This window comes from Allobosea sp. 05T439 (assembly GCF_056396005.1).
Map to the genome: position 1 here is coordinate 63,020 of NZ_JBFTKP010000006.1, position 25,903 is coordinate 88,922.

Annotated in this window: 24 protein-coding genes; 11 read left to right on the forward strand and 13 right to left on the reverse strand. The window is 65.3% G+C overall.

Annotation, left to right across the window (positions count from 1 at the left end; all coding sequences use genetic code 11):
• The first annotated feature begins 66 nt into the window (after positions 1 to 66).
• Positions 67 to 336: a DUF6460 domain-containing protein gene (locus AC1DIO_RS08790; protein WP_069877667.1), complete on the forward strand. Its 270-nt coding sequence runs from the start codon at positions 67 to 69 to the stop codon at positions 334 to 336.
• Positions 337 to 462: 126 nt separating this feature from the next.
• Here AC1DIO_RS08790 and AC1DIO_RS08795 read toward each other — a convergent pair whose 3' ends face one another.
• Both AC1DIO_RS08795 and AC1DIO_RS08800 read right to left on the reverse strand, forming a co-directional pair.
• Positions 463 to 1,554, reverse strand: coding sequence for a quinone-dependent dihydroorotate dehydrogenase (locus tag AC1DIO_RS08795; RefSeq protein WP_476853336.1), 1,092 nt, complete (start codon positions 1,552 to 1,554; stop codon positions 463 to 465).
• Positions 1,551 to 1,895, reverse strand: a complete 345-nt coding sequence (locus tag AC1DIO_RS08800; RefSeq protein WP_441490141.1) for a DUF952 domain-containing protein — start codon at positions 1,893 to 1,895, stop codon at positions 1,551 to 1,553. Before AC1DIO_RS08800 ends, AC1DIO_RS08795 begins: the two co-directional genes overlap by 4 nt.
• Positions 1,896 to 2,063: 168 nt before the next feature.
• Between AC1DIO_RS08800 and AC1DIO_RS08805 the strand changes: the two genes are divergently transcribed.
• Positions 2,064 to 2,693, forward strand: coding sequence for a S24 family peptidase (locus tag AC1DIO_RS08805; protein WP_441506025.1), 630 nt, complete (start codon positions 2,064 to 2,066; stop codon positions 2,691 to 2,693).
• A 5-nt stretch (positions 2,694 to 2,698) separates the two neighbouring features.
• Here AC1DIO_RS08805 and AC1DIO_RS08810 read toward each other — a convergent pair whose 3' ends face one another.
• The 4 genes from AC1DIO_RS08810 to AC1DIO_RS08825 form a co-directional block, all read right to left on the reverse strand.
• Positions 2,699 to 4,150 carry a sensor histidine kinase gene (locus AC1DIO_RS08810; protein WP_476853337.1) on the reverse strand — a complete coding sequence of 484 codons (1,452 nt, stop codon included), beginning with the start codon at positions 4,148 to 4,150 and terminating at the stop codon, positions 2,699 to 2,701.
• A 9-nt stretch (positions 4,151 to 4,159) separates the two neighbouring features.
• On the reverse strand, positions 4,160 to 5,620 hold the full coding sequence (locus tag AC1DIO_RS08815) for a dihydrolipoyl dehydrogenase family protein (RefSeq protein WP_441506026.1): 1,461 nt from the start codon (positions 5,618 to 5,620) through the stop codon (positions 4,160 to 4,162).
• Positions 5,621 to 5,777: 157 nt separating this feature from the next.
• On the reverse strand, positions 5,778 to 8,105 hold the full coding sequence (locus AC1DIO_RS08820; protein WP_441506027.1) for a putative bifunctional diguanylate cyclase/phosphodiesterase: 2,328 nt from the start codon (positions 8,103 to 8,105) through the stop codon (positions 5,778 to 5,780).
• Between the two features lie 150 nt (positions 8,106 to 8,255).
• A complete protein-coding gene (locus AC1DIO_RS08825) occupies positions 8,256 to 9,218 on the reverse strand; it encodes an enoyl-CoA hydratase-related protein (protein WP_069877662.1) in 963 nt (320 codons plus the stop codon).
• Between the two features lie 738 nt (positions 9,219 to 9,956).
• Here AC1DIO_RS08825 and murA point away from each other — a divergent pair.
• The 7 genes from murA to AC1DIO_RS08860 all read left to right on the forward strand — a co-directional run bounded on the left by murA (position 9,957) and on the right by AC1DIO_RS08860 (position 15,960).
• Positions 9,957 to 11,246 carry a UDP-N-acetylglucosamine 1-carboxyvinyltransferase gene (gene murA / locus AC1DIO_RS08830; RefSeq protein ID WP_441490136.1) on the forward strand — a complete coding sequence of 430 codons (1,290 nt, stop codon included), beginning with the start codon at positions 9,957 to 9,959 and terminating at the stop codon, positions 11,244 to 11,246.
• 31 nt (positions 11,247 to 11,277) lie between these two features.
• The gene (locus AC1DIO_RS08835; protein WP_069877660.1) at positions 11,278 to 11,724 is read left to right on the forward strand and encodes a DUF2948 family protein; all 447 of its coding nucleotides are present in this window, start codon (positions 11,278 to 11,280) and stop codon (positions 11,722 to 11,724) included.
• A gap of 27 nt (positions 11,725 to 11,751) precedes the next feature.
• Positions 11,752 to 13,044, forward strand: coding sequence for a histidinol dehydrogenase (gene hisD, locus AC1DIO_RS08840; RefSeq protein ID WP_476853338.1), 1,293 nt, complete (start codon positions 11,752 to 11,754; stop codon positions 13,042 to 13,044).
• Positions 13,045 to 13,073: 29 nt separating this feature from the next.
• Complete coding sequence (locus AC1DIO_RS08845) at positions 13,074 to 13,547, forward strand: UPF0262 family protein (protein ID WP_441506029.1); 474 nt, start codon at positions 13,074 to 13,076, stop codon at positions 13,545 to 13,547.
• A 47-nt stretch (positions 13,548 to 13,594) separates the two neighbouring features.
• Entirely contained in the window at positions 13,595 to 13,999 is a 405-nt protein-coding gene (locus AC1DIO_RS08850) for an arsenate reductase/protein-tyrosine-phosphatase family protein (RefSeq protein WP_441490133.1), read from the forward strand.
• Between the two features lie 66 nt (positions 14,000 to 14,065).
• The gene (locus AC1DIO_RS08855) at positions 14,066 to 14,506 is read left to right on the forward strand and encodes a hypothetical protein (protein WP_441506030.1); all 441 of its coding nucleotides are present in this window, start codon (positions 14,066 to 14,068) and stop codon (positions 14,504 to 14,506) included.
• Complete coding sequence (locus tag AC1DIO_RS08860; protein ID WP_476853339.1) at positions 14,503 to 15,960, forward strand: methyl-accepting chemotaxis protein; 1,458 nt, start codon at positions 14,503 to 14,505, stop codon at positions 15,958 to 15,960. The genes AC1DIO_RS08855 and AC1DIO_RS08860 overlap by 4 nt, the downstream gene beginning before the upstream one ends.
• Before the next feature lie 15 nt (positions 15,961 to 15,975).
• Here AC1DIO_RS08860 and AC1DIO_RS08865 read toward each other — a convergent pair whose 3' ends face one another.
• The 7 genes from AC1DIO_RS08865 to AC1DIO_RS08895 form a co-directional block, all read right to left on the reverse strand.
• Entirely contained in the window at positions 15,976 to 17,193 is a 1,218-nt protein-coding gene (locus AC1DIO_RS08865; protein WP_441506032.1) for a phosphopentomutase, read from the reverse strand.
• Between the two features lies 1 nt (position 17,194).
• Positions 17,195 to 18,823 carry an ABC transporter ATP-binding protein gene (locus AC1DIO_RS08870; protein ID WP_441506033.1) on the reverse strand — a complete coding sequence of 543 codons (1,629 nt, stop codon included), beginning with the start codon at positions 18,821 to 18,823 and terminating at the stop codon, positions 17,195 to 17,197.
• On the reverse strand, positions 18,820 to 19,989 hold the full coding sequence (locus AC1DIO_RS08875) for an ABC transporter permease (protein ID WP_113515093.1): 1,170 nt from the start codon (positions 19,987 to 19,989) through the stop codon (positions 18,820 to 18,822). The genes AC1DIO_RS08870 and AC1DIO_RS08875 overlap by 4 nt, the downstream gene beginning before the upstream one ends.
• Position 19,990: 1 nt before the next feature.
• The gene (locus tag AC1DIO_RS08880; protein WP_441506034.1) at positions 19,991 to 21,082 is read right to left on the reverse strand and encodes a microcin C ABC transporter permease YejB; all 1,092 of its coding nucleotides are present in this window, start codon (positions 21,080 to 21,082) and stop codon (positions 19,991 to 19,993) included.
• Positions 21,083 to 21,086: 4 nt separating this feature from the next.
• Complete coding sequence (locus tag AC1DIO_RS08885) at positions 21,087 to 21,488, reverse strand: DUF4260 domain-containing protein (protein ID WP_441506035.1); 402 nt, start codon at positions 21,486 to 21,488, stop codon at positions 21,087 to 21,089.
• 2 nt (positions 21,489 to 21,490) lie between these two features.
• Entirely contained in the window at positions 21,491 to 23,350 is a 1,860-nt protein-coding gene (locus AC1DIO_RS08890) for an extracellular solute-binding protein (protein WP_476853340.1), read from the reverse strand.
• A 178-nt stretch (positions 23,351 to 23,528) separates the two neighbouring features.
• Entirely contained in the window at positions 23,529 to 24,071 is a 543-nt protein-coding gene (locus AC1DIO_RS08895) for a c-type cytochrome (protein ID WP_441490124.1), read from the reverse strand.
• Positions 24,072 to 24,269: 198 nt separating this feature from the next.
• On the opposite strand from AC1DIO_RS08895, the gene AC1DIO_RS08900 reads away from it, so the two are divergent.
• Both AC1DIO_RS08900 and AC1DIO_RS08905 read left to right on the forward strand, forming a co-directional pair.
• Entirely contained in the window at positions 24,270 to 25,013 is a 744-nt protein-coding gene (locus AC1DIO_RS08900; RefSeq protein ID WP_069877650.1) for a 3-deoxy-manno-octulosonate cytidylyltransferase, read from the forward strand.
• A gap of 3 nt (positions 25,014 to 25,016) precedes the next feature.
• Positions 25,017 to 25,871, forward strand: coding sequence for a prephenate dehydratase (locus tag AC1DIO_RS08905; RefSeq protein WP_441506037.1), 855 nt, complete (start codon positions 25,017 to 25,019; stop codon positions 25,869 to 25,871).
• The last annotated feature ends 32 nt before the right edge of the window (positions 25,872 to 25,903 follow it).

The following is a 25,903-nucleotide window of genomic DNA, read 5'->3' on the forward strand; positions in this document are numbered from 1 at the left end:
GTTCGCCATTCAGGCGCGGTTCAACCGTTCTATGGCCCGTCTCGTCTATCGATAGGAATTCCGGCAATGGCCAATGGCAATCTCGATCACTTCCTGGGCGGTTCGTTTCTCAGCGTTCTTGTCCGGCTGATCTTCATTTCACTGCTCGTCGGCGCCGCCATGGCCTTTCTCGGGCTGACGCCGCGCGGACTTTTCGACGCCGTGGCGCGCTTCCTGCGGTCGCTTGGTGATCTCGGTTTTGGCGCCGTGCGCGAGGTCGGCCAATGGGTGCTCGCAGGAGCGCTGGTCGTGGTCCCGATCTGGCTGCTCTCTCGCCTGTTCGCCTCGCGGCGCTAAAGCATCGGCCCGAAAAGTGGATTGCGGCTTTCGGGAAAGCCGATGCAAACACAGAAGGCTAGAACATCGGATGCGGCGCAAGCCGGCCATGGCGTGAGCGCCACGGCCCGAGACGCTGGCTGCGCCTTACAGCCCCTCTCCCCGCGCGATCGCCTCGGCATCGCGGCCGACTAGGTCCGCAATCCGGCTCGCCCCGGCACGGCGGGCCTCACGCACCAGCCCCGTCTTGACCTCGCTCACGAGGGCGGGCCCCTTGAAGACMATCGCCGAATAGAACTGCACCAGGCTGGCGCCGGCCCTGATCTTGGCGAAGGCGGCGGAAGCGGAGTCGACGCCGCCGACACCGACCAGCGGGAACTGCGTCTCGACGCGCCGATAGGTCTCGGCGAGGATGCGGGTCGAGGACGCAAAGAGCGGTCGGCCCGAGAGGCCGCCGGTTTCGCCGCGAGAGGCTCCCCGCAGGCTGTCCGGCCGTGCGACAGTGGTGTTGGAGACGATCATGCCGTCGATCGCACGCCTGCGAGCCACGGCCACGATGCCGTCGAGTTCAGGCAGCGTCAGGTCAGGGGCGATCTTGAGCAGAACGGGCGTGCRGCGGCTTGTGGCCTGTCCGGCCTCGTCGCGGGCGGCGAGCGCTCGCGCGATCAGGTCGTCCAGCGCCGATTCCGCCTGCAGATCCCGCAGGCCGGGCGTGTTGGGCGAGGAGACGTTGACCGTGAGGAAATCGGCAAGCGGCGCGAGCCGCCTGGCCAGGATGGCGTAGTCGGCGGCGCGGTCGGCGGAGTCCTTGTTGGCGCCGAGATTGACGCCAACGATGCCGCCGCGCTTGCGGCGGGCTGCGAGCCTGGCCGCGACCGCTTCCATGCCCTCGCTGTTCAATCCGTACCGGTTGATGACGGCTTCGTCTTCGGGCAACCGGAAGACACGCGGGCGCGGATTACCGGGCTGCGGCAGCGGCGTCACGCCACCGACCTCGACAAAGCCGAAGCCGAGCCCCAGGGCGCCATCGACCGCCTCAGCATGTTTGTCGAAGCCGGCCGCCAGGCCGATCGGGTTCGCGAAGGCGAGCCCGAAAGCCTCGGTCGCCAGGATCGGATCGTCGGCAGCCGGCTTCAACGCCGGTGCGGCCGCCAGTGCGGCAACCGTCAGGCGATGCGCCATCTCGGCATCCAGCTTGTGGATCAGGGGCCGGGCGAGGTTGAAGAGGCTGCCGATCACGAAATGTCCTCCGGAATGACGGGGCTGCCATTCGTCCCCGTGGCGAGCGGCGCAATCCAGCGCACGATCTTGGGGGCGAGGGCCGAATAGAGATGCGGGAAGAGCGCGCCGCCGCGCGAGGGTTCGTAGCGCAGCGCCGAGCCGAGTGCCGTATCGTCCACGGCGATCAGCAGGAGGCCACTCTGACCGGCGAAGTGCTTTTCTGCCGTTTCGCGAAGCTGTCCGCCTGTGGAGAAATGGATGTAGCCGTCGGCGAGATCGATGGCAGCGCCGTTGAATGACCCGGCGAGCTCAGCGTCACGCCAGAGCTGTTCGGGGCAGATCTTGTAGATGAGGGGCACGGGACGTCTCGTTGGTTCGGCGTTGTACACGCCATAGCGGGTGCAACCGGCTCCGGGCAAATCATCCCGGACCCGTTCATCGGAAATCAGATTGAGGTCTCATCGAGTAGGGGATATTTCCTATCCTTGTCCTGCTCTCCCGGCACATCAGGATCAGAGGCCTGTCCGATGCTGTCCCATAACCAGATCTGGAGCGCGATCGATGCACTGGCCCAGCGCTACGGCTTCACGCCGTCGGGGCTGGCGCGCAGGGCCGGCCTCGACGCCACGACCTTCAACCGCTCCAAGCGCATCGGCCCGGATGGCCGCGAGCGCTGGCCCTCGACCGAGTCGATCGCCAAGATCCTGGGGGCTACTGGCGCTTCGCTCGACGAGTTCATGAGCGTGGTGATGCACCGCGCCGCGGCGCCCGCGCCCACCATTCCCCTGCTCGGTTTCGCACAGGCGGGGTTGGGTGGATTCTTCGATGGCAGCGGCCTGCCCGCCGGCTCCGGCTGGGAGGAGGTCGCGTCTCCCGGCCTGTCCGACGAGAAAGCCTATGCGCTTGAGATCGCCGGCGATTCGATGCTGCCGATCTACCGCGATGGCGACATCATCATCGTTTCTCCGGCGGCTGCCGTGAGGCGAGGCGACCGGGTCGTGGTCATGACCATTGAAGGCGAGGTGCTGGCGAGGCAGCTCAAGCGCGAAACTGCCAGGACCGTCGAACTCGCCTCGCTCAATCCCGAGCAGCCCGACCGGGTGCTCGCATCATCCGAGATCGCCTTCATGGCGCGGGTGATCTGGGCGAGCCAGTAGGGCCCTCAGTTCCCGCCTCTGATCGGCAGCGCCACCTTGAAGACGGCTCCGATCTTCGAGGGTTCGAGCGCGATCGAGCCGCCATGCAGGCGGACGAGTTCCGCCGCGATAGCGAGGCCCAGCCCGGTGCCGCCGGGATTGACCGAGCCGCGAAAGGCCTGGAACAGATTGGCCTTTGCCCGTTCCGGAACGCCGGGACCATTGTCGCAGACGCGCAGAACGACCTCATGAAGCTCGCGCGCCGCACTGATGGTCAGGGTCGGCTGGCGGCCGGCTTCGGCGCCCGCACGGGTCAGCGCCTCGACGGCATTGCGCATGAGATTGAGCAGGACGCGCGCCATCTGGTCGGGGTCGCAGGGCAGGATGAGTTCCGCCGGAACCTCGTTGGCGAAGCTCACGGTCGGGCTTTCCGCGAGGCCGAGCAGTTCGCCCGCATCGGCCACAAGCTGCCGAAGCGCGACCTCGCGCAGGGTCGGCGTCGCCTCGGCGGCGCGGCCATAGGCCAGCGTCGCCTGGCAGAAGGCGATGGCGCGGTCGAGCGTGGCGATCAGGCGCGGCGCAAAGCGCCTGATCTTCGGGTCCCGCGTTTCGGTCAGCCGGTCCGACATCAACTGGGCCGCAGCCAGCATATTGCGCAGGTCGTGGTTGACCTTGCTGACCGCCAGGCCGAGTTCGGCGAGGTGCTTCTTGGTGCGCAGCTCGTCCGCCAGCGTCATCTGCATGCGTGCGAGCGCCCGTTCGGCCTCGCCGATCTCGTCCGCGCGCTGGCTCGGCGTGATGATCCGGTGCGGGTTCTCCGGGTCGGCCTCGAACTCCATGACATTGGCGGCGACCTGGCGGATCGGGCCGACGATGAGCCAGTTCAGGGCAAKATAGACCAGTCCCGCCGTCAGCCCCGAGATCAGCAGCGACAACAGCAGAATATTGGCTGAGAACACCAGCATCGCGCGGCGCAGCGGCGCCTCGTCGATGATCAGTTCGACGAAGTCGGCGCCGCCGACCGCCTCGCCGATGACCCGGATCGGCGTGTCATGGGCAGGCGTAATCAGAGTGTCGAGAGTCTCGATGATGGAGGTGAGCCAGCCCATCTGGCGCAGATCCACGGTTCGCGCCACTTCGGGTGGCATGGAATCGAGGCTGAGAAGGCGCCGCGCACCCCCGACACGGGCGGCGATGGCGCGTGCGCCGACGCCCATCAACAGGCGGCTCTCGCTGCCTTCAGGCAGGCCCTCCGGCGGAGCGCCTTCAAGAACCAGCACGGCGATCTGTGCGGCTGCGAGGCGGTCATTCAGCCAGTTGCGCCGGAAATTCGCGACGGACGGCAAGTAGATCAGCACTTCCGCCAGCATCACGAAAAGCACGGTCAGCAGCAGCAGCTTTGCGGAAAGGCCGAGCCGMGTCAGGCTGCGTGGTACGCTGACGGAAAGCGACTGCTTGTCGAGGCGTGGCGACTCCATGCGGCGAGCTTATCCGAAGCGGCGCAGGAAGCCGATAAGCCGTCGAATGCCCGGCCGGGACGCAAGCGGAGAGTAGACCGAGAGGGCAGCCCGCTTCGAGAGTTCCGAGAAGGTCGAAGAAGGGAGGACCAGCCCGGCCATATCCTTGACGTTCAGCCCCTTCTCGATCGCCAGGCACCAGGGCGCGATCAGCTCGCCGGCCTTGGCACCAATGATGGTGGCGCCGAGAACGCGGCCCTTGCCGTCGGTGATGAGCTTGACGAAGCCCTCCGTCTGCCGTTCGGCCTGCGCCTTGTCGCTTTCGGCGTAGGGCCAGCGCAGGATCCGGATGTCCCGCGCCGCCCTGTGGGCCTGCTCCTCCGACAGGCCGATGCTGGCAAGCTCAGGCTCGCAGGAGGTCACTCTTGGTAGCGCCGCTGCGTCCGTCTTCACCGGCAGGCGGAACAGGATATTGCGGAGAACCAGGCTCGCCTGGTGGCTCGCTGCATGAGCAAGGTGAGCGCCGTGTCGGTTTCCACTGGCGCAGCCGCCAATGGCGAAGACACGCCGGTTGGCCGTCCGCAGGCCCTTGTTGACGACAATGCCGCCGGCATCGCTGGCAATGCCTGCAAGTTCGAGATCGAGCGCGGCGATCGCCGGCTGCCGGTTACTCGTGACCAGCAGGTGCGTGCCCTCCAGGGGCAGTTCCGCTTCACTCTTCGTCCCGGCCAGGACGAGGCGCACGCGATTGCGCGGGGTTTCGACACGCAGGATCGTGGCCCGTTCGTGCAGCGCGATCCCGTCACGCAGCAGAGCGCGGCGGATCAGCATCACGGCCTCCGGGTCCTCGTCGGCAAGCAGGTCTTCGGATCCAACGATCGTGACGCTGCTGCAGAGGCGGTGCATCGCCTGCGCGAGTTCAACCCCTTCCGAGCCGCATCCGAGCACGATCAGACGTTCCGGGCGGCGGTTCAGGGTGAGAACGGATGCCACTGTCAGGACAGGGGTCTTGTCCAGGCCGGGAATTGACGGAGCCGCCGGGCGCGAGCCCGTTGCGATGACGAAGCGCCTTGCCCTGATTTCCCGATCGCCGACCTGTACGGTGTTGCGGTCGCGAAACCGGGCCTCGCCGTTGATCACGGTGACGCCCAATGCCGCCAGGCGCTCGGCCGTTTCGTTGGGGGCCAGTGCCGCGACGACGCCGGCGATATGCGCCTGCACCTTGACGAAATCCATATCCAGCGCACCGGCAGCGATGCCGAAATGGCCGGCGTCCTGGAGCAGTCTCGCCCGTGTGCTGGCGGCGATCAGCGCGTTCGAGATGACAGCGTCCTTGCCCCCCCCCAGGCGGTCGCGCTCCACCAGCACGACCGATACGCCAAAGAGTGCCGCTGCTGTCGCAAGGGAAAGTCCGGCGGCGCCGCCTCCGATAACGCAGATGTCGGGGGTCAGCGGCGTCGTATTGGATGCCGTCGCCGGACTGCCGGTCACATCGCCTCTCCCTGATCTGCCTTCCGCTACCTGCTGATGCGTTGTCAGAGTGCAGGAATCAAGGCCGGCGCGCCGGAAGTACTGGAGCAGCGCGCCGTTGGACAGGCATTGTCGCGGTGGGATCGGTATCGCGCGTGCGGCGTCTCAGCGACATTCCTCAGGCGACGTGACGTCCCCTGTCGGGCGAGAAGGCGGATACCGGCTCCGGCCGGCCGAAGAGATAGCCCTGTGCCCGGTGCGCGCCGAGCAACTGCACTGCGATACGCTGCTGTTCGGTTTCGATGCCTTCGACGACGACATTCATCGAAAGGCGTCGAGCGAGCTGGCAGACGGCCTCGATGATGGCTTTCGACGCCTCATTGGCGTGCACGTCGCGGCTGAAGCTCTGGTCGATCTTCACCTGGGCGAAGGGGTAGGTCGAGAGATAGGCAAGCGAGGAATAGCCGGTGCCGAAATCGTCGAGTGCGAATTTCACACCGAGCGCGCGCAGTTCGTGAATGGCGGCGAGCGTGCCCTTGTTATCCTCGATCAGCAGGGATTCGGTCACCTCGAGCGTCAGCCGATGGGAGCCGAGCCCGGACGCGATGAGCGCTTCCTTGACGGTCTCGACGATCCGGCGGGGTTCACGGAACTGCAGCGGCGAGATGTTGACGGAGACGCCGACGTCGTTAGGCCAGGAGGCCGCGTCATGGCAGGCCTGCCTGATGGCCCAGTCGCCCATGGCGGCGATCAGGCCGGAACTCTCCGCGATCGGGATGAAGATGCCAGGCGGGATCATTCCGCGGGTGGGGTGCCGCCAGCGCATCAGCGCCTCGCGGTTCACGACATCCTGCGTCTTCAGATCGATGATGGCCTGATAGTACAGTTCGAGCGACTTGTTCTCGCAAGCCCGGCGCAGATCCACCTCTATCTCGTGCCGATCGAGCATCTCCTCGGCCATCGCCGGATTGAAGAAGGTCAGGGTGTTGCGGCCGGCGGCCTTGGCCTTATAGAGCGCGGTGTCAGCGTGGCGCAGCAGATCGGCCGGCGTCGCGGCATCGAGCGGCGCCATCGCGATACCGACGCTGGCGGTCACGTAGACGGTCTTGGTCTCAAGCAGGAAGGCCTTGGCCATCGCATCGATCATGCGTTGGGCGATCGTGGTGACGATGGCGAGATTGGCCGAGGGCAAGATCAGAACGAACTCGTCACCGCCGAAGCGGGCCAGCAGGTCGCCACCGCGAATGACACCGCGCAGGCGCATAGCCGTTTCGGAGAGGACGCGATCGCCGATATCGTGGCCAAGGCTGTCATTGACCTGCTTGAAACCGTCGAGATCGACATAGAGCAGCGCGAAGGCTTCTCCGGTCCGCTCCAGCTTGCGGAAGGACTCGGACAGCTGGTTGTTGAATTCGAAGCGGTTTGCGAGACCGGTCAACTCGTCGAAGCGAGCCATCCGCTCGATCCGTGCTTCCGTCGCCTTCCTCTCGGTCGCATCCTCGGTCAGCATCAGCACACCGCCTTCGGCCGCAGGCGCGATGGTGACCACCAGCAGCCGGCCGCCACGGGTCTGCAATTCGCGGGTGACCGCCTGTTGCGACTGCTGAACCTCGCTGAGCGCGCTTCTGATGTCGCGAACCTGGTCGGCGCTGATGACCTGGCGCTCGATCAGGAAACGGGCGATCGCCGTCAAGGGCGTGCCGGGGAGGGCGAGCGTCTCGGGGATGCCGAAGAGCGTGCGATGCGGTGCGTTGCAGATCGCGAGCTTGAGGCTGCGATCGTACATGGCGAGGCCATGGATCATCGTGTTGAGCGCGGCGTCGAGCGTCAGGTTCTGGGAATGCAGCGCAGATGCCAACCCTCTTGACTGCTTGGTCGCTTCGCTGAGCGCGAGGAGATTCCGGTGCAGGGAATTGGTGATGGCGATGTTGGCGGCCACGTACAGGAACGCGAAATAGCCGATATAGTGATAGTAATCGTTGGAGGCCTGGACGAGGCCGATGGCCATCGGCACGCAGAAGGTCAGGAGCTGTACGGCGACGAATTTCGGCCGGCCGGCGTTGCGCGAGACATAGCCCGAGGCCAGCGCGATGGTCGAGGCGACCGAAGTGATATGGGCGGCGGGGTCCTCGGTCTGCGTCAGTGCGATGTAGCAGCTGTAGCCAAGGACTGCGCTGAAAACCGTTGCGCCGAGGAAGTATTCGCGATCCCAGCGCCGTGTCTCGGCAAAGCTGTCATCCGAATGATCGCGCCTGCGATAGCTGATGACGGTCATGATCCGGAGCGCGACGACCAGAGTCACCAGCGCCGTCAGGGTCATGAAAATGCTGGCGCCCGTCGCGAGCCAGCACAGATAGGGGGTCAGGATACCAGCGATGCCGCCCGGAATGATCGAGCCGGGCGAGGAGAACAGCGAGCTGACCAGCAAACGATAGTCCGGCAGGTCGAAATCCTCGCGGACGTCGCCCGGTCTGTCGCTGAGAAGCCCTTTGAAAACACCCGCCATCCAGTCCCGCCTTGCAAGGCTTCAGGCGCGCGACACGAGCTTTTCACGAGCCCGAGTTCGCGCCGGATAAACCCTTTAAGCGGAACAGGTAAATGTTTCGTGAGGGGGGCTGCAACCGCCTTGCGTCTCCGCGAAGGCGCCTTTGCAGGATCAGAGGGCCGCTGCGCTGGACAGGACCGGGCTCGCCGGCCGCTGGTAGACGCGGGTCAGCATACGGTCCTGCGTCTGCGCGATGCGCTGCAGCTTCGAGATGGCGCTCGGGTTGAGGCGCAGCATGCAATCCGTCCAGATATCGCCAAGATGCTCCAGTTCCTCGCGCAGGTCGCCGGCCCGACGATTGAACGCGGAGAACAGCGCGGTCTTGGCCGCGTGCACCGGCAGGGAGTCGCTGGCATATTTGCGGATCCAGTCTTCGCCGGTGCCGGTCGGCACGACCGCTTCCAGTGCACCGGCCGCCATGAATTCGGCGGCGCTCATCTCCTCGCCGGAGAGCAGCAGGCGCTCCGCTGCACGCGAGCCCATGCGGCGTGACAACACCGCCACTGCCGTGATCGGGAAGTGGTTGAACTTGATCTCGGGGTAGACGAACGAGGCCTGCTCCTCGGCGATCATGACATTGCAGGAGCGCGGCGCATCGATGCCGCCACCGATCGCCTTGGCGTGAATGGTCGAGAGCGTGATCACCAGGCCGTTGAGACCGCTGGCGTTCCAGACCGCGCCCTCGATCGAGAGGCGCGCATATTCCGCCAGGGCGGCGCGGTCATTCTTGGCGAGGCAGTCGAGATAGAAATCGAGATCGCCGCCGAGGGTGAAGAAGGGGCCGGTCCCGCGGAAGGCGAGGAAGCGCACCGGTGCGCCGTGATACTGATCCGGCGCTCCCCAGAGAGCATAGATCGCCTTCTGGATCTTGCCGAGGCTGTCAAGCAGCTGGAGCGTGAAGACCGGCTTCAGCTCCGGCTTGATCGTCACCCACAGCGTCTTGATCTCGGCCTCGTAGGCCAACTGCACCTCGGGCAGGAAACCCGCCTTGTGCCGCAACGCGTCGATGACCTCGCAACATTCCAGAGCGACGGCGGGCACCGAATGGGTCTGTGAAGCGAAGGCCTGGAACATGCCGCAAATCCCGTCAGGTCAGACAATTTGGAACGCCTCCGCAGGGTAGAAGAAGTTAATGAACTGTAAACGATAACCGGCAGAAATGGTTAATTTCATTAAACTTTGTCGTCTAAGTTGTACTGCTGGAGAGCCTGTCTCAATGCGATGTCGCTGGCCTTTGAGGCGGCGCGCCGAGCCGGCAAGGCAAGCCGTGTGCCGCTGGGGAAGAGCGCACGAAACGCGCGGCGCAGGCGAATGCCGGCCGAGCGCAAGAGACGGAAAATGCAGGCGGTTTCAGCGTGCAGCCGAGCGGCGGCCGCGGCGGCTGGAGGTCCTGAGGGCTAGCTGCAAACGCGAACCCCAAAGGGTCGGCGCCTCGCTGCGGCACAGTTTCGTCTCAGCTTGGCGAGCGAGGGACCGCTGATTGACGTGCCGCCGCTTTGGAAACTTGTCCAACGGGCGTTGCAGAGCTAACCATGCGCCGCGATTTCGCCGCGATCCCAGCGTTGAACCGCGTAAGCCGAGTTTGATCCCTTGAGTCGCCAACCAACCGCAGACGACGAAAAGAGGGCGCGCCTTGCCGCAGCCCTGCGCGAGAACCTGAAGCGCCGCAAGGCGCAGGCGCGCGCTCGTCGGGCGGATGAAGCGGAGCGGGAAGACGAAGCCTTGCCTGCCCAGGCCGAGACTCCCCGGTCCTGATCCCGCCCTCAATCGCGCCGCGCGGCCGATAGCCGCGACCTCCAGCAGGACATCCAGATGGACCGTATCCGCATTACCGGTGGCCAGCGCCTCAATGGCACGATCCCGATCTCGGGCGCGAAGAATGCCGCGTTGCCGCTGATGATCGCGAGCCTCCTCACGGATGAGACGCTGACTCTGGTCAATGTCCCGCGACTGTCGGACGTGACTGCGCTGTCGCGCATCCTCTCGAACCACGGCGTCGACCGTTCCATCGCTGGCAAGCGCATCGGTCAGTCGGCGGAGACGGGCCAGACCATCGCGCTGACCGCACGCCAGATCGTCGACACCTGCGCGCCGTATGAACTGGTCTCGACCATGCGCGCGAGCTTCTGGGTCATTGCTCCGATCCTGGCCCGGATGGGCGAAGCGAAGGTCTCCCTGCCCGGCGGCTGTGCGATCGGTACGCGGCCGGTCGACCTCCTGCTGATGGCGCTGGAACGGCTCGGCGCGGAAATCAGCATCGAGAATGGCTATGCGCTGGCGCGCGCGCCGAAGGGCTTGAAGGGCGCCGAGATCGTCTTCCCGAAGGTGACGGTCGGGGGCACCCATACGGCCCTGATGGCTGCGGTTCTCGCAGACGGCACGACAGTGATCGAGAACGCGGCGCGTGAGCCCGAGGTCACGGACCTCGCCGCGTGCCTTATCAAGATGGGCGCCAAGATCGAGGGCGCCGGCACCTCGCAGATCGTGGTCAAGGGGGTCTCGCGGCTCGGGGGCGCGCACCATGCTGTCCTGCCGGACCGGATCGAGACCGGCACCTATGCGATGGCTGTCGCGATGACCGGAGGCGACGTGCTGCTCGAAGGCGCGCGGGCCGATCTGCTGCAATCGGCGCTCGATATCCTGGTCAAGGCTGGCGTCGATATCAGCGAGACCAATGAAGGCATCCGCGTGCGCCGCAACGGCGGGGCACTGGAGGCCGTCGATGTGGACACCGACCCGTTCCCGGGCTTCCCGACCGATCTGCAGGCGCAGTTCATGGCGCTGATGACGCGGGCCAAGGGCACCTCGCGCATTCGCGAGACGATCTTCGAGAACCGCTTCATGCACGTCCAGGAACTCGTCCGCCTCGGCGCGAAGATCCGGCTGGATGGTGACGTCGCCTATGTCGAGGGTGTCGGCAAGCTCACCGGTGCGCCGGTCATGGCAACCGATCTGCGTGCATCGGTCTCGCTCGTCATTGGTGGCCTCGCGGCCGAGGGCGACACGATGATCAACCGGGTCTACCATCTCGATCGCGGTTTCGAGGCGCTGGAAGCCAAGCTGACGCGCTGTGGCGCAGAGGTCGAGCGGATCAGCGGTTGACGCCGAACCGTCCGCTCGCCAGAACAGGTCGATGTCGGACGATACCGCAGACCCACTGAAGCTGATCGCGCTCGACGCGGAGGATCTCGCGATCATCTCCGCACATTTGCAGGATGCTGTCCTGCGCGTCGGCGATGTCGCCTATCTGCCAGCGCAGAAGCGCTTCGCGCTGGCCGCGCGACGCTTCGACTGGGAAGGCGTGCCGCATGGCCAGAAGCGCAGGCGCCTTGCCGCCCTGCATTTCGAACGAGTCGTTCACGCCAAGAGCACGAAGGTTGACCCGACGGCGACAGGAGCCGTTCTCAATCTCCTCGCCATCACCTTCACCGAGTCCGAGGCGCCGGCGGGAGAGGTCACGCTGCATTTCTCGGATGGTGCCGCTATCCGCCTKGGCGTCGAGTGCATCGAGGCCCAGATGAAGGACCTGGGCCCGGTCTGGGAGGCAGTCGCCAAGCCCGATCACCCGAATGGCGCCTGACCTCTTCTTTCAGCTTCAGGATTTGCGATGCCGATCAGGCTCGATCAACGAGACGCAGGCTTCGAGCAGGCCTTTGCCGCGCTGCTGACGACCAAGCGCGAGGTGTCCGAGGACGTCKACCGCGTTGCCGCCGACATCATTGCCGATGTTCGCGCCAAGGGGGATGAGGCCGTCATCGCCTGCACCTCCCGTTTCGATAAGCTCGATCTGACCCCTTCGACCCTTCGGGTCAGTGAAGCCGAGATCGATGCGGCCGTCGCGGCCTGCTCCGCCGATCTGCTGGCCGCGCTGGAAACCGCGCGTGCCCGCATCGAGGCCTATCACCTGCGCCTGAAGCCACAGGATTCCTGGACACGCGATGCGCTCGGCGTCGAGAGCGGGTGGCGCTGGAGCGCGATCGAGACGGTCGGGCTCTACGTTCCCGGCGGTACCGCGAGCTATCCCTCGTCCGTGCTGATGAACGCGGTGCCGGCCAGGGTTGCCGGCGTCGAGCGCATCGTCATGGTGGCGCCGACCCCGCGCGGGGAGACGAACCCGCTGGTCCTGGCTGCGGCGCGGCTTGCCGGCGTCCACGAGGTCTACCGGATTGGCGGTGCCCAGGCGGTAGCGGCATTGGCCTATGGAACGCAGTCGATCGCGCCGGTGGCCAAGATCGTCGGACCGGGCAACGCCTATGTGGCAGCCGCCAAGCGCCGCGTCTTCGGACAGGTCGGTATCGACATGATCGCCGGCCCCTCCGAGGTTCTGGTGATTGCGGATTCAAGTGCAAATCCGGATTGGGTCGCGGCCGATCTGCTGGCGCAGGCGGAGCATGACGAATCCGCCCAGTCGATCCTGCTCACCAATGATGCAGCGCTCGCAGCCGAGGTCGAGAAGGCGGTGATCAGCCAGTTGGCAGTGCTCCCGCGCGCTGCGATCGCCGGCAAGAGCTGGCAGGATTTCGGCGCCATCCTGCTGGTCGAAGACCTGGAGCGCGCACTCCCGCTGGTCGACCGGCTGGCGCCCGAGCATCTCGAGATCGTCACCGCAGATCCCGACGGCCTGGCAAGGAAGGTTCGCAATGCCGGCGCGATCTTCCTGGGCGGACATACACCGGAGGCGATCGGCGACTATGTCGGCGGTCCCAACCATGTTCTGCCGACCGCCCGCTCCGCCCGTTTCTCCTCGGGGCTCGGTGTCGCCGATTTCATGAAGCGAACCTCGTTGCTGAAATGCGGCGTCGATGGGCTTCGCGCCTTGGCGCCGGCCGCGACGCAACTGGCCGAGGCCGAGGGCTTGCAGGCGCATGGCCGATCCGTGACGATCAGGCTCAATCTCTGAGTCCCGCGCGCCCTGTGTCCGGAGGCTGCATGTCGGAAAGCCAATGCCTGGTCGGTGTAACTTTTGACGAAGCCTCGCTGGGGCGTGGCAGTCCGGATCAGGAACACGAGCGCGCGGTTGCGGTCTATGACCTCGTTGAGCGCAACCATTTCGCGTTGCCTGGGCATGATGGCGGCCCCTATCTCGCCCATCTCGCGCTGGTCGAGCGACGCCTCGTATTCGAGATCAAGGGGGCCGACGGAGCGCCGGTCGTCACGCATCATCTCTCGCTGACGCCGCTGCGGCGTATCATCAAGGACTATGGGCTGGTCTGCGAGAGCTATTACGCCGCCATCCGGGCGTCGACGCCTGCGCAGATCGAGGCGATCGACATGGGCCGGCGCGGGCTGCATGACGAGGCGGCCCACATGCTGGTCGAGCGCCTGGCGAGCAAGGTCGAGATCGACCACGACACGGCGCGTCGCCTGTTCACCTTGATCTATGCCTTGCATTGGAAGGGCTAGGCTCGGTGGAGGGAGCGCCGCCGCGCAAGATCCACAGCGTGCTCTTCATGTGCGCGTATAACGCGGTGCGTTCCCCGATGGCGGAAGCCATGGCGAAGCACTTCTTCGGCAAATCGATCTATGTCCAGTCGGCCGGAGCGAGGAAGGGCGACGTCGATAAGTTCGCGCTGGCCGTGCTCGACGAGATCGGCATCGACGCTCATCGCCACAGGCCAAAATCGATTGAGGATCTCGAGGAGTGGGAGGGGTTGAACTTCGACCTCATCATCTCCCTCTCACCGGAGGCGCATCACAAGGCCCTTGAGTTGACCAGAACGCTCGCCGCTGATGTCGAGTACTGGCCGACGCCGGATCCGACCATCGTCCAGGGCTCGCGTGAGCAGGTGCTCGACGCCTATCGCGACGTACGGGATGGCTTGATGCGGCGGATCAAGCAGCGCCTGCGGGCCTGACGTTACGCCTGGACACGCACGGCCCCACCTGCGCCACGCGTACTTTTAAGTGAAACTTTACGAGTGGTGAGCGACTTCGTCCGGCCCGATATGGCCTGCCGGATAGCGCGGAGAAACCGAGTTCCCATGACGTCCGGATTCCTGAACGAGATTCCGGCCGATCAGGGCCGGGGCGTGTTGTTGCGGGATGCGCTCATCATTGTCATTGCGCTCGTGGCGGTCAGCCTGGCGGCAGCGCTCAGCCTGCCCCGGGGCTCGGATGAAGCAGCGCCATCGCGCGCAATTGTCTTTTCGCCATGGACCTCTGAGCGGGACGCGCTAGCGATGACGATGGCGGCGGGGCATCGCGTCCTGCGCAGCGGGATCGCTCACTTCATCGTCATTACGGCGCCTTCCGTGGACCCGGGCGTCAAACAGGCGAAACCGAAGGGGGCCTTGCTGATGCTGGCGCTTTCGGGGCTGGCCGGGTGCCTTGACGCCCGTTCGTCGGCGGATGCTTCGTCATGATCTGGACCCTGACCGGAGTTCGCGTCGTCGTGGCCCGCTTCCTGCTCGGGCTCGCCTTCCTTCATGTTCCGCTATTGGCGCTGAGCGTCTGGTTCCACGGTGGCGAGGTGCTGCTTGCTGCCTCCTTCGCCTTCGTTCTCGCCGCTGGTGCCCTGCTGCTCTATGCCCGCTTCGGCGTGGCGATCGTCACGCAGCTGGTGATAGCGATAGTGCTGATCGGCCAGGTTTCGATGCTGGTCTACAGCTTCGCCGGCCATCCCTGGCAGCCTGACACGCACATGTATTATTTCGCGGTCCTCGCGCTGTTGGCGGGGTTTTGCGACTGGCGCCCGATCGTGATGGGGGCTGGCCTGACCGCACTTCACCATCTGGCGCTGCAGTACCTGCTTCCGTCAGCCGTGTTCTACCAGGGCGGCAATATCTGGCGCGTGCTCCTGCATGCCGTGATTGTGGTGATCGAGACCGCGTTCCTGGCGGCGCTTGCCATGATCCTTGGGCGGATGTTCGCCATGAACCGCGACAGCCTGCGTCATGCCAATGCGATCGCCGAGCGCGAACGCGCGGCCGGAGAGCGGGAGAGGCACCTCGCCGACGAGCTCGGCCGCCGCAGCGAGACTCTGCGCGAAACCGTTCTGAATTTCCGCCGGCAGATGGAGCAGGCCATGGCGGTTCTAGACCGTGCGGCCGAGGCCATGCAGGGCGAGTCGCGGGCCTTGACCGGCACCTCCGATCAGGCGCGTCACCAGATGGGGCATGTCTCGGAGGCTGCCGAGGCGACGACGCGCAGCATCGACCAGCTTGCGGTTGCCAGCGGGCAACTCGCAGCTTCGATCGGCGAGATCGGCCAGAATGTGTCGCACTCGGCCGACGGCTCCAAGAGCGCAGCCGAGCTTGCCCGGCGCGCCAGCGCGGAAATCGAGGATCTCGCCCGCAGCAGCKAGAATGTCGGTGCKGTCGTCGAGATCATCCGCGGCATCGCAGCGCAAACCAGCATGCTGGCTCTCAACGCCACCATCGAGGCGGCCCGGGCCGGTGAGATGGGACGAGGCTTCGCCGTCGTCGCGAGCGAGGTGAAGACGCTCTCGGCCCAGACCGCCCGTGCAACGGACGAGGTCTCCGGTCAGATCAGCGCGATGCAGGTCGCGTCGCAGCGCTCGTTGAAGGCGATCCGCGATATCGTGACGGCGATGTCCGAGGTCGAGCGTGTGGCGGAGGCGATCGCCGTCTCCGTCCACGAGCAGGACCGGGCGACCATGGAAATCGCCCGGCAGGTCCAGCTCTCCTTCGAGGGAGCAAGGCGCAGTGCCGGCGCGGTCGGCAATTTCGAGACGATGACCGTTCGCACCCATGATGCCGCTGCGCAGTTGCAGGACGCTGCCGATGCGCTGGCGAAGCAGGCGCACAGCATCCGTCAGGAGGTCGCGGCGTTCTGCGGCCGCGTCGCGGCGGCCTGATCGGGCGAGGCTCGGTTACCAGGCCTGGCCGGGTCCGATCTTGCCGATATCGAGCCACTGACCGAGTGTCGCGGCCACATCCGAAAAGCTCCGGCGCCCCCCGATCGCCCGTGCCGGCACCCCTGGCCCGAAGGCGAGGATCGGCACATGCTCGCGCGTGTGGTCCGTGCCCTTCCAGGTCGGGTCGTTGCCATGGTCGGCCGTGATGATGGCAAGATCGCCCGGGCCGAGCTTCGCCTCCAGCCGCGGCAGCATCGCATCGAAGGCTTCCAACGCGGCCGCATAGCCCGGCACGTCGCGGCGATGGCCGTACTCGGTATCGAAATCGACGAGGTTCACGAAGCAGAAGCCGCCATCCGGCAACCGGTCGAGCGCGGCGAGGGCGGCCTCGAACATGGCCGCATTGCCGAACGGCTTGATCTCTTCTCCGGTGGCGCGATGGGCAAAGATGTCGCCGATCTTGCCAATGGTGATGACGCTGCGGCCCAGCGTCGCGAGCCGGTCGAGGATCGTGTCGTTGGGCGGTGGAATGGCGAAGTCCTTCCGGTTCGCCGTCCGGGTGAAGCCGGTTGTCGCGGTGCCGACGAAGGGGCGCGCGATGACGCGCCCGATCCTGAGCGGATCGATCAGGACGCGTACCGTGCGGCAGAGCTCGTAGAGCCGCTCCAGCCCGAAATGCTCCTCATGTGCCGCAATCTGCAGCACGGAATCGACCGAGGTGTAGCAGATCGGCTTGCCCGTCCGGATATGCTCCTCGGCGAGTTCGTCGATGATGACGGTTCCCGAAGCGTGCTTGTTGCCGAGAATGCCCGGCAGCCTGCCGTCGCGAATGATCGCCGCGACCAGATCCTGCGGGAAGGAGTTTTCCAGCTCTGTGAAATAGCCCCATTTGAACGGAACGGGGCAGCCAGCGATCTCCCAATGACCGGAGGGAGTGTCCTTGCCCTGGCTGGTCTCGATGCCATAGCCGTACTGCCCCTGTGGCGCGATCGGCTTGCTGACGCCCGCGAGCGGGCTTCCGGTGGAAGCCTCGCAGGCATGGGCCAGGCCCAGCCGGGCGAGGTTCGGCACCTGCAATGCGCCGTGCCGCAGACCTTCGCGGTCGCCCTTGCCTGCCGCGCAGCTCTCCGCGATATGGCCCAGCGTGTCGGCGCCGGCATCGCCATAGAGATGCGCGTCCTCCGCGCCGCCGCAGCCGACGGAGTCGAGCACGATAAGGATGGCGCGGGTCATCTCAATCCTTCACCGCAGCGCTGCCGACGGGCTCGAGGTTGAGCGCGGCGGCGAGCAGGGCCTGGGTATAGGCCTCGCGCGGATGCGCAAAAATCTCCTCGGCTGGTCCTTCCTCGACGACCTTGCCGTTCTGCATCACCACAACCCGGTGCGACAACGCCCGCACCACTTTGAGGTCATGGCTGATGAAGAGATAGCCGAGCTTGCGGCGGCTCTGCAGTTCGCGCAGGAGCTCGACGATCTGCGCCTGCACCGACATGTCGAGCGCAGAGGTCGGCTCATCCAGCACCACGAATTTCGGGTCGAGGGCCATGGCGCGCGCAATCGCGATACGCTGGCGTTGTCCGCCTGAGAATTCATGCGGGTAGCGATCCATCGCTGCCGGGTCGAGGCCGACATCGCTGAGCGCCCTGGCGACGATCTCGCGGCGGGCTTCGTAGCTCAGCCCCTTGTCCTGGACGGTCAGCCCTTCTTCGACGATGCCGGCGACCGAGAGGCGCGGCGACAGCGAGCCATAGGGATCCTGGAAAACGACCTGGAGATCCTTGCGCTTCGGGCGGACGGCGGCGCTGGTCAACCCGTCGATGCGATCGCCGAGGAAGACGACAGGCCCCTCCGAGGAGATCAGCCGCAGGATGGCGAGGCCCAGCGTCGTCTTGCCTGAGCCGGACTCGCCGACGACGCCGAGCGTCTCGCCTTCCCGCACCTTGATCGAGATGCCATCGACGGCCTTCACATGGCCGGTGGTCCGGCGCAGAAAGCCGGATTTGATCGGAAACCAGATCTTCATCGGCCCGGCCTCGAGCAGCGTCGCGGCGCCTTCGGCGACCGGGGCGGGGCGACCCTTGGGCTCGGCTGCGAGCAGGCGCTGGGTATAGCTGTGCTGCGGCTTGTCGAAAATCTCGGCGACGGGCCCCTGCTCGACGATCCGGCCCTTGAGCATCACGCAGACCCGGTCGGCGATGCGCCGCACGATGCCCAGATCATGGGTGATGAACAGGATCGCCATGCCGAGGCGGTTCTGCAGATCCTTCAGCAAGGACAGGATCTGCGCCTGCACGGTGACGTCGAGCGCAGTGGTCGGCTCATCGGCAATCAGCAGGTCCGGCTCGTTGGCGAGCGCCATGGCGATCATCACGCGCTGGCGCTGACCGCCGGAAAGCTGATGAGGATAGGCGTCGAGCCGGCTCTCGGCATCGCGGATGCCGACCAGGGCCAGCAGCTCCAACGTGCGGGCGCGAGCCGCCGCGCCGCGCAAGCCCTTGTGCAGCTCGAGGATCTCGCCGATCTGCCGCGCAATGGTGTGCAGCGGGTTCAGCGAGGTCATCGGCTCCTGGAACACCATGGTGATGTCGTTGCCGCGCACCTTGCGCATCGCGTTCTCATCGGCCGCGATCAGGTCCTGTCCGTTGAACAGCACCTTGCCGGACGGGTGATGCGCGGCCGGATAGTTCAGCAGCTTCAGAATCGAGAGCGCGGAGACGGATTTGCCCGAGCCGGATTCACCGACGATCGCCAGAGTCTCGCCCTTGGAGACATGAAAGGAAATGCGGTCGACGGCGAGCGTCTCCCTGCCGCCCTGGCGGAAGGCGACGGAAAGATCCTCGACGGAAAGAAGGGGAGCGCTCACGCGAAGGTCTTCCTTGGATCGAAGGCGTCGCGCACCGCTTCGCCGATGAAGATCAGCAGCGACAGCATCAGGGCGATCACGAAAAAGCCGGACAGCCCGAGCCAGGGCGCCTGCAGATTGGCCTTGCCTTGCGCCAGCAGCTCACCGAGCGAGGGCGAGCCGGGCGGCAGGCCGAAACCGAGGAAGTCGAGCGAGGTGAGCGTCGTGATCGAGCCGTTCATGATGAAGGGCAGGAAGGTCAGCGTCGCGACCATGGCGTTCGGCAGCAGATGCTTGACCATGATCTTGGCGTTGGACAGGCCGAGCGCACGCGCCGCCCGGACATATTCGAAATTGCGGGCCCGCAGGAATTCGGCCCGGACCACGCCGACCAGCGCGACCCAGGAGAACAGCAGCAAGATGCCGAGCAGCACGAAGAAGCCGGGCGTGATCACGGCCGCTACGATGATCAGGAGATAGAGCGCGGGGATCGAGGTCCAGATCTCGATGAAGCGCTGGAAGATCAGGTCGGTCCAACCGCCGAAATAGCCCTGCACGGCGCCAGCCGCGATGCCGATCACCGAAGAGATCGTGGAAAGGATCAGGCCGAACAGGATCGAGATGCGGAACCCGTAGATCAGGCGCGCCACGACGTCGCGGCCCTGGTCGTCCGTGCCGAGCCAGTTCCATTCGAGCTCGCGGCAGGTCATGCCGCCGGTTCGCTCGGCGATCGGCCGGCACTGCTCGTCCTTCAGCATCCAGGTCGGTGGCGCAGGAGCGGGAACCGGCAGGTCGAGATTATGCGTGCGGTAGGAGTAGCGGATMGGCGGCCAGATGGCATAGCCATTGGCATCGATCTCCTTGGCGATGACCGGATCGCGATAGTCGGTGGTGGCGAGGAAGCCGCCGAATTTCTCCTCGGGATAGTTCACCACGATCGGGAACAGGAACTCGCCCTTGTAGCGCACGACGAGCGGTCGATCATTGGCGATGAACTCCGCGAAGAGCGAGAGCACGAACAGTGCCAGGAAGATCCAGAGCGACCACCAGCCCCGCCGGTTCGCCTTGAAATTGTTGAGCCGGCGCCGGTTGATCGGCGAGAGTTTGAGCCAGCCCTGGCCCGCCTCGGGCGGTGCAAGCGCCGCACTGCGAGTGCTCGGCGGCAGGTCGATCAGCGTCTCGCTCACCTCAGGCCTCCCGCGTTTCGAAATCGATCCGGGGGTCGACCCATGTGTAGGTCAGGTCGGTGATGAGATGCACGACAAGGCCGATCAGCGAGAAGATGTAGAGATTGGCGAAGACGACCGGATAGTCGCGGTTGACGATGGCCTCGAAGGAGAGGAGCCCGAGGCCGTCGAGCGAGAAAATCGTCTCGATCAGCAGCGATCCGGCGAAGAGCGCATGCACGAATGCGCCGGGAAAGCCGGCGATCACGATCAGCATGGCGTTGCGGAAGACGTGGCCGTAGAGCACGCCGCGTTCGCTGAGCCCCTTCATCCGCGCCGTCAGGACATATTGCTTGCGGATCTCGTCGAGGAAGGAATTCTTGGTCAGCAGCGTCGAGGTCGCGAAGGCGCCCAGCGCCATCGCCGTGACCGGCAGGGCAATGTGCCAGAGATAGTCGGTGGCCTTGCCTATCAAGCTGAGTTCTTGCCAATTCTCGGAATGGAGCCCGCGCAGCGGAAAGATCTGCCAGAACGAGCCGCCGGCGAAGAGCACGATCAGGAGGATCGCGAACAGGAAGCCCGGAATGGCGTAGCCGACAATGACCACGGCGCTGGTCCAGGTGTCGAAGCGCGAACCGTCCTTCACCGCCTTGCGGATGCCAAGCGGGATCGAGATCGCATAGGAGAGCAGCGTCATCCACAGCCCGAGCGAGATCGAGACCGGCAGTTTCTCCTTGATCAGCTGCATTACCGGTGCGTCGCGGAAATAGGACCGGCCGAAATCGAAGCGGATATAGTCCCAGAGCATCTTGCCGAAGCGCTCATGTGCCGGCTTGTCGAAGCCGAATTGCTTCTCCAGCTCCTTGATGAAGGCCGGATCGAGCCCCTGCGCGCCACGATAGGATGAGCTTGCATCGCCGTGCTGTGCTCCGGCATCGCCGCCGGCACTGCCGCCGACACGGTCGGAGGCGTTGCCTCCCTGGCCCTGCAATTGTGCGATCACGCGCTCCACCGGCCCGCCCGGCGCGAACTGCACGAGGACGAAGGAGATCAGCAGGATGCCGAACAATGTMGGCACCATCAGCGCGAGGCGGCGGGCGATATAGGAGAGCATCCGTTCACCCGGCCTTTCGGGAAGGACCAAGCACACCGAGATGGGTGTCGGCAAAGAGCGAGGGGTATTTCAGGCCATAGCCCAGCGCCCGGTCGAACTCGATATGCCCGGCCCAGATCAGCGCGATCACAAGGGCCGTCGGCAGGGCCAGCGAAAGGCCCGCGATTGCCAGCAAGGCCGGACCGATCAGCGAGTGAGCGGCGTTATAGATCGTGGCGCCCAGCCTCGGATTGGCGAGATAGCCGAGCATGCCGAGATCCGGGGCCAGGATCAGTGCAGCAAAGAGCCACCACGATGCGCCGGTGCCGGCAAAGAGCCAGATGCACAGCACGCCGAGCACAAGTCCTTCGAGGCGCAGGAGAACCCTGGGAGTTCCGCTGACCTGGCCTCGGGCTTCCGCTGCCATCCTCACGCCTTCCCGATCCGCTTGGCTTTCTCGGCGTCGAACCACCAGATGGCGGGGGCGCCGGACGTGTATTTCGGCTTGGATGCCGGCCGGTCGAACATGTCCCAGTAAGCCAGCCATTCATTCGGGTTCCACCACATCGGCACCCAATAGCGGCCGGCGCGCAGCAGCCGGTCCAGCGCCTTGGCCGCCACTACGACGTCCTTGTAGCTATCGGCCTGGCCGATCCGATCGATCATCGCGTCGATGGCTGAATCGCTGATGCCGGCGACGTTGCGCGAGCCGCGCGTCTTCGCGGCTTCGGAACCATAGACGATGCGCAGGGAATCGCTGGGAATCGCGCTGCCCGTCAACGCACGACTGACCACGTCGAAATCGAATTCATCGAGTCTTCGCTGGTACTGCGCGGCATCGACGATGCGCGAGGTCGCGTTGATGCCCAGGCGCTTGAGATTGGCCTGGAACGGCTGGGTATGTGGCTGGAGCGAGGCCTGGAAATCGAGGAACTCGATCTCGAAGGGCTTGCCATCGGGCAGCTTCAGCACATTGCCGTCCCGCTTGCAGCCGGCTGCGMGGAACATATCGTCCGCCTTGCGCAGCAGGGCGCGGTCGCTTCCAGAGCCGTCGCTGACCGGCGGGAGATAGACCTCGCCGAAGACTTCGTCCGGCACCTTGCCACGGAAGGGTTCGAGCAGAGCGAGCTCTTCGGGCGAGGGTGTGCCCACAGCCTTGGAATCCGAGTTCTCGAAGAACGAGGTCATGCGGGCAAAGGAGCCGAACATGATGTTCTTGTTGGTCCACTCGAAATCGAAGCAGAGCCCGATCGCCTCGCGGATGCGCGGGTCCTTGAAGGCATCGCGGCGCAGGTTGAAATACCAGCCCTGCGAGCCGGTCGGCTCGGTATTGGGCAGGGATTCCTTCTTGACCTTGCCGTCCTTGATCGCCGGGAAGTCATAGCCGGTCGCCCAGATCCGGGAGGTGAATTCCTCCTGGAAGGTAACGATGCCGCTCTTGAAGGCCTCGAAGGCGACCTGCCGGTCGCGGAAATACTCCCAGCGCGTGCGGTCGAAATTATTGACGCCGACATTCACCGGCAGGTCCTTGCCCCAGTAGTCGGGAACCCGCTCGAATTCGATGAAGCGGCCTTGTTCGAACCGCCCCACCTTGTAGGGGCCGGACCCAAGCGGTGGTTCCAGCGTCGAGGCGTCGAAGTTCCGCGTCGACCAGAATTTCGCGGAGAAGACCGGCAGGCCTGCGACGACGAGGTGCAGGTCGCGACCGCGCTTCGGCGAAAGCGTGACGATGACGATGTCGTCGCCTTCCGCCACCGACGAGACCAGCTCGTTCAGGATCAGGCGGTAGGATGGGTGTCCCTTGCTCTTCAGGATATTCATGGAGAAGGCGACATCGGAAGCGGTCACCCGGCTTCCGTCATGGAAACGCGCCTCGGGCCTGAGCCGAAAACGGTAGGTCAGCCTGTCCCCGGAGATTGCGACGCTCTTCGCCAGCAAGCCGTAGAGCGCGCCTGGCTCGTCGCCGGAGCCGGACATCAGGCTGTCGAAGCACGCATCCATGCCAGCGGCGCCATCGCCCTGCAGCACGAAGGTGTTCAGCGTGTTGAAGGTGTCGAAGTTCTGGTTGCCGCCGGCCCGCTTGATCTGCAGCGTGATCGTGCCGCCCTTCGGGGCCTTCGGGTTCACATAGGCGAAATGCGGAAAATCCGCGGGGAGCGCCAGTTCGCCGAAAGTCGAGAGGCCATGAACCTCCCCGGTCTCGGCCAGGGCCCGGCCGGGCAGGCCCGCACTTGCCAGCGCTGCTCCACCGGCTTCGAGCAGCCTGCGGCGTGTGATGCGCATCGCCATGGTGCCTCGTCCTCCTGCAACTGATTCGCTGGCCGATTATGTCGACCCGTGAGGTCGATACCAGCGCGGAGAGGAGATTCCTCGCCATGGTGAGGGCAAGAGCATGGCGGGAGCAAGCAAAAGCCGGGCTCAAGGGCCCGGCTTGCAATCATTCAGGCGCGCCGAATCGACGCAAGACTCATTTCGGAAGCGGCTTCGGCGCATCCGCGAGCGTGTTGAGATAGGCGATCACGTCGGCACGGGTATCGGGCTTGGTCAGGCCGGCGAAAGCCATCGTCGTTCCTGGCATATAGGCCTTCGGACCCTTCAGGAAGCCGTCGAGCTGCTCGGCTTCCCACTTCTCGGAGGAATGGCCTTTCATCGCGGCCGAATAGCCGAAGCCGTCGATCGACCCCTTGCTGCGACCATAGACGTCAAAGAGATGCGGGCCGACCTTGTTGGCGCCGCCCTTCTCGAAGGTGTGGCAGGCCTTGCAGGCGCCGACAGCCTTTTCGCCACGGGCCGGATCGGCCTTGGCGAGACGTTCCACGATCGGCGCGTCCGCAACTGGAGCCGCAGCGGTTGCACCGCCGGCGGCAGCTGGCTCCGGACTCGGCAGATCGAAGCCGGGCACGGCCGGCTTGTGCGGCGCGAAGACAATGCCGGCGGCCATGTTCAGGGCCATCACCACGAGCAGCGTGGACAGTCCCGCGCCGGCAATCTTGTTCAGCTCGATATTCATCGCATCGAAACCCTTGGGCCTCGCCACAGGACAGGCAAGGCATAGCAGCGCTCCGGCCGGAGCCTGGGAGCGCCGACACACGGCCGTTGCTTAACCGCTTTGCGCGCTTCATTGCAACTCGTATAAGCACGCACCTCTTTGAGACCTTTTGACGCCTCCCGTCGCAGCCTCGCGACCTTCCCCCCAGAGCTGTTGCCGATGTCGGACCCGCTGATCCTGATTCCCGCCCGCATGCAGGCGACCCGCCTGCCCGACAAGCCTCTGGCAGACATCCTGGGCGAACCGATGATCGTGCATGTCTGGCGCCGAGCGATGGAATCGGGCGTCGGTGCCGTGGTCGTCGCCACTGACGAGCCGCGCATCGTCGCGGCCATCGAGAAGGCCGGGGGGAGAGCGGTGATGACCAGCATCCACCACCAGACCGGCTCGGATCGAATCAAGGAAGCGGCGGATATCGTCGACCCGCAGGGGCGCCACGACATCATCGTCAACGTCCAGGGAGATTTTCCCACGCTTGAGCCGAGCGCGATCGCTGCCGCGGTGAAGCCGCTTGCGGACGCGGCCGTCGACATCGCGACCCTGGCCGGGGTCATTACCGACGAGGACGAGAAGACCGCACCGAGCGTCGTCAAGCTGATCGGCAGCGAGATCAGTCCTGGCCGGATGCGCGCACTCTACTTTACCCGTGCCACCGCGCCGAGCGGCGAGGGGCCGCTCTATCACCATGTCGGCCTCTATGCGTATCGCCGCCGTGCGCTCGATCGCTTCGTCAGCCTGCCGCAATCGCCGCTCGAACTCCGCGAGAAGCTCGAGCAACTGCGTGCACTGGAAGACGGCATGCGCATCGACGTGATGGTCATCGATCACGTCCCGCGCGGCGTCGACACGCCTCCTGACCTGGATCGCGCCCGCGCGCTCCTGAAATCCCGCCTCGGAGCCTGAATCATGTCTGTCGTCGTGTCCTACCAGGGCGAGCCCGGAGCCTTCTCCTCTCAGGCCGCCCTGCAGGTCTTTCCGGATTGCGAATTGCTGCCTTGCGCAACCTTCGAGGATGCCCTGTCCGCGGTCAGCGACGGAACGGCCCGCTATGGCATGATCCCGATCGACAATTCGATCGCCGGTCGCGTTGCCGATATCCACCATCTTCTGCCGCGTTCCGGCCTGCACATCATCGGCGAGCATTTCCTGCCGATCCGCTTTCACCTGATGGCGGTGCAGGGAGCGACGCTCGCCACCCTGAAGACCGTGCAGAGCCATATCCATGCGCTCGGCCAGTGCCGCAAGATCATCAAGAAGCTTGGCCTCAAGGCCGAGGTCGCTGCCGACACCGCCGGCTCGGCCCGGCAGGTCGCGGAAGCCGGCGACGTCACCCGCGCAGCGATCGCGCCGCATATCGCCGCCGAAGTCTACGGGCTGAACATCCTGATGGAGGACATCGAGGACGAGAAGCACAACACCACGCGCTTCGTCGTGCTTTCGAAATACCCGGAATTCGCCCGCCAGGGCACGAAGAAGACCGTGACGACGCTGATGTTCCGCGTGCGCAACATCCCGGCGGCGCTGTACAAGGCGCTGGGCGGTTTTGCCACCAACGGCATCAATATGACCAAGCTCGAGAGCTACATGGTCGACGGCCATTTCTCAGCGACGATGTTCTACTGCGATGTCGAAGGGCATCCTGATGACGCGGACCTGAAGCGGGCCCTGACGGAGCTCGAGTATTTCTCCAAGGAGATGAAGATTCTCGGCGTCTACCCGGCGCACGCGTTCCGCGCGAGCCTCGCCGAGCCGGGAGAATAGGCCGATCGCAGCCGACCGGAAACCGCGTCGGC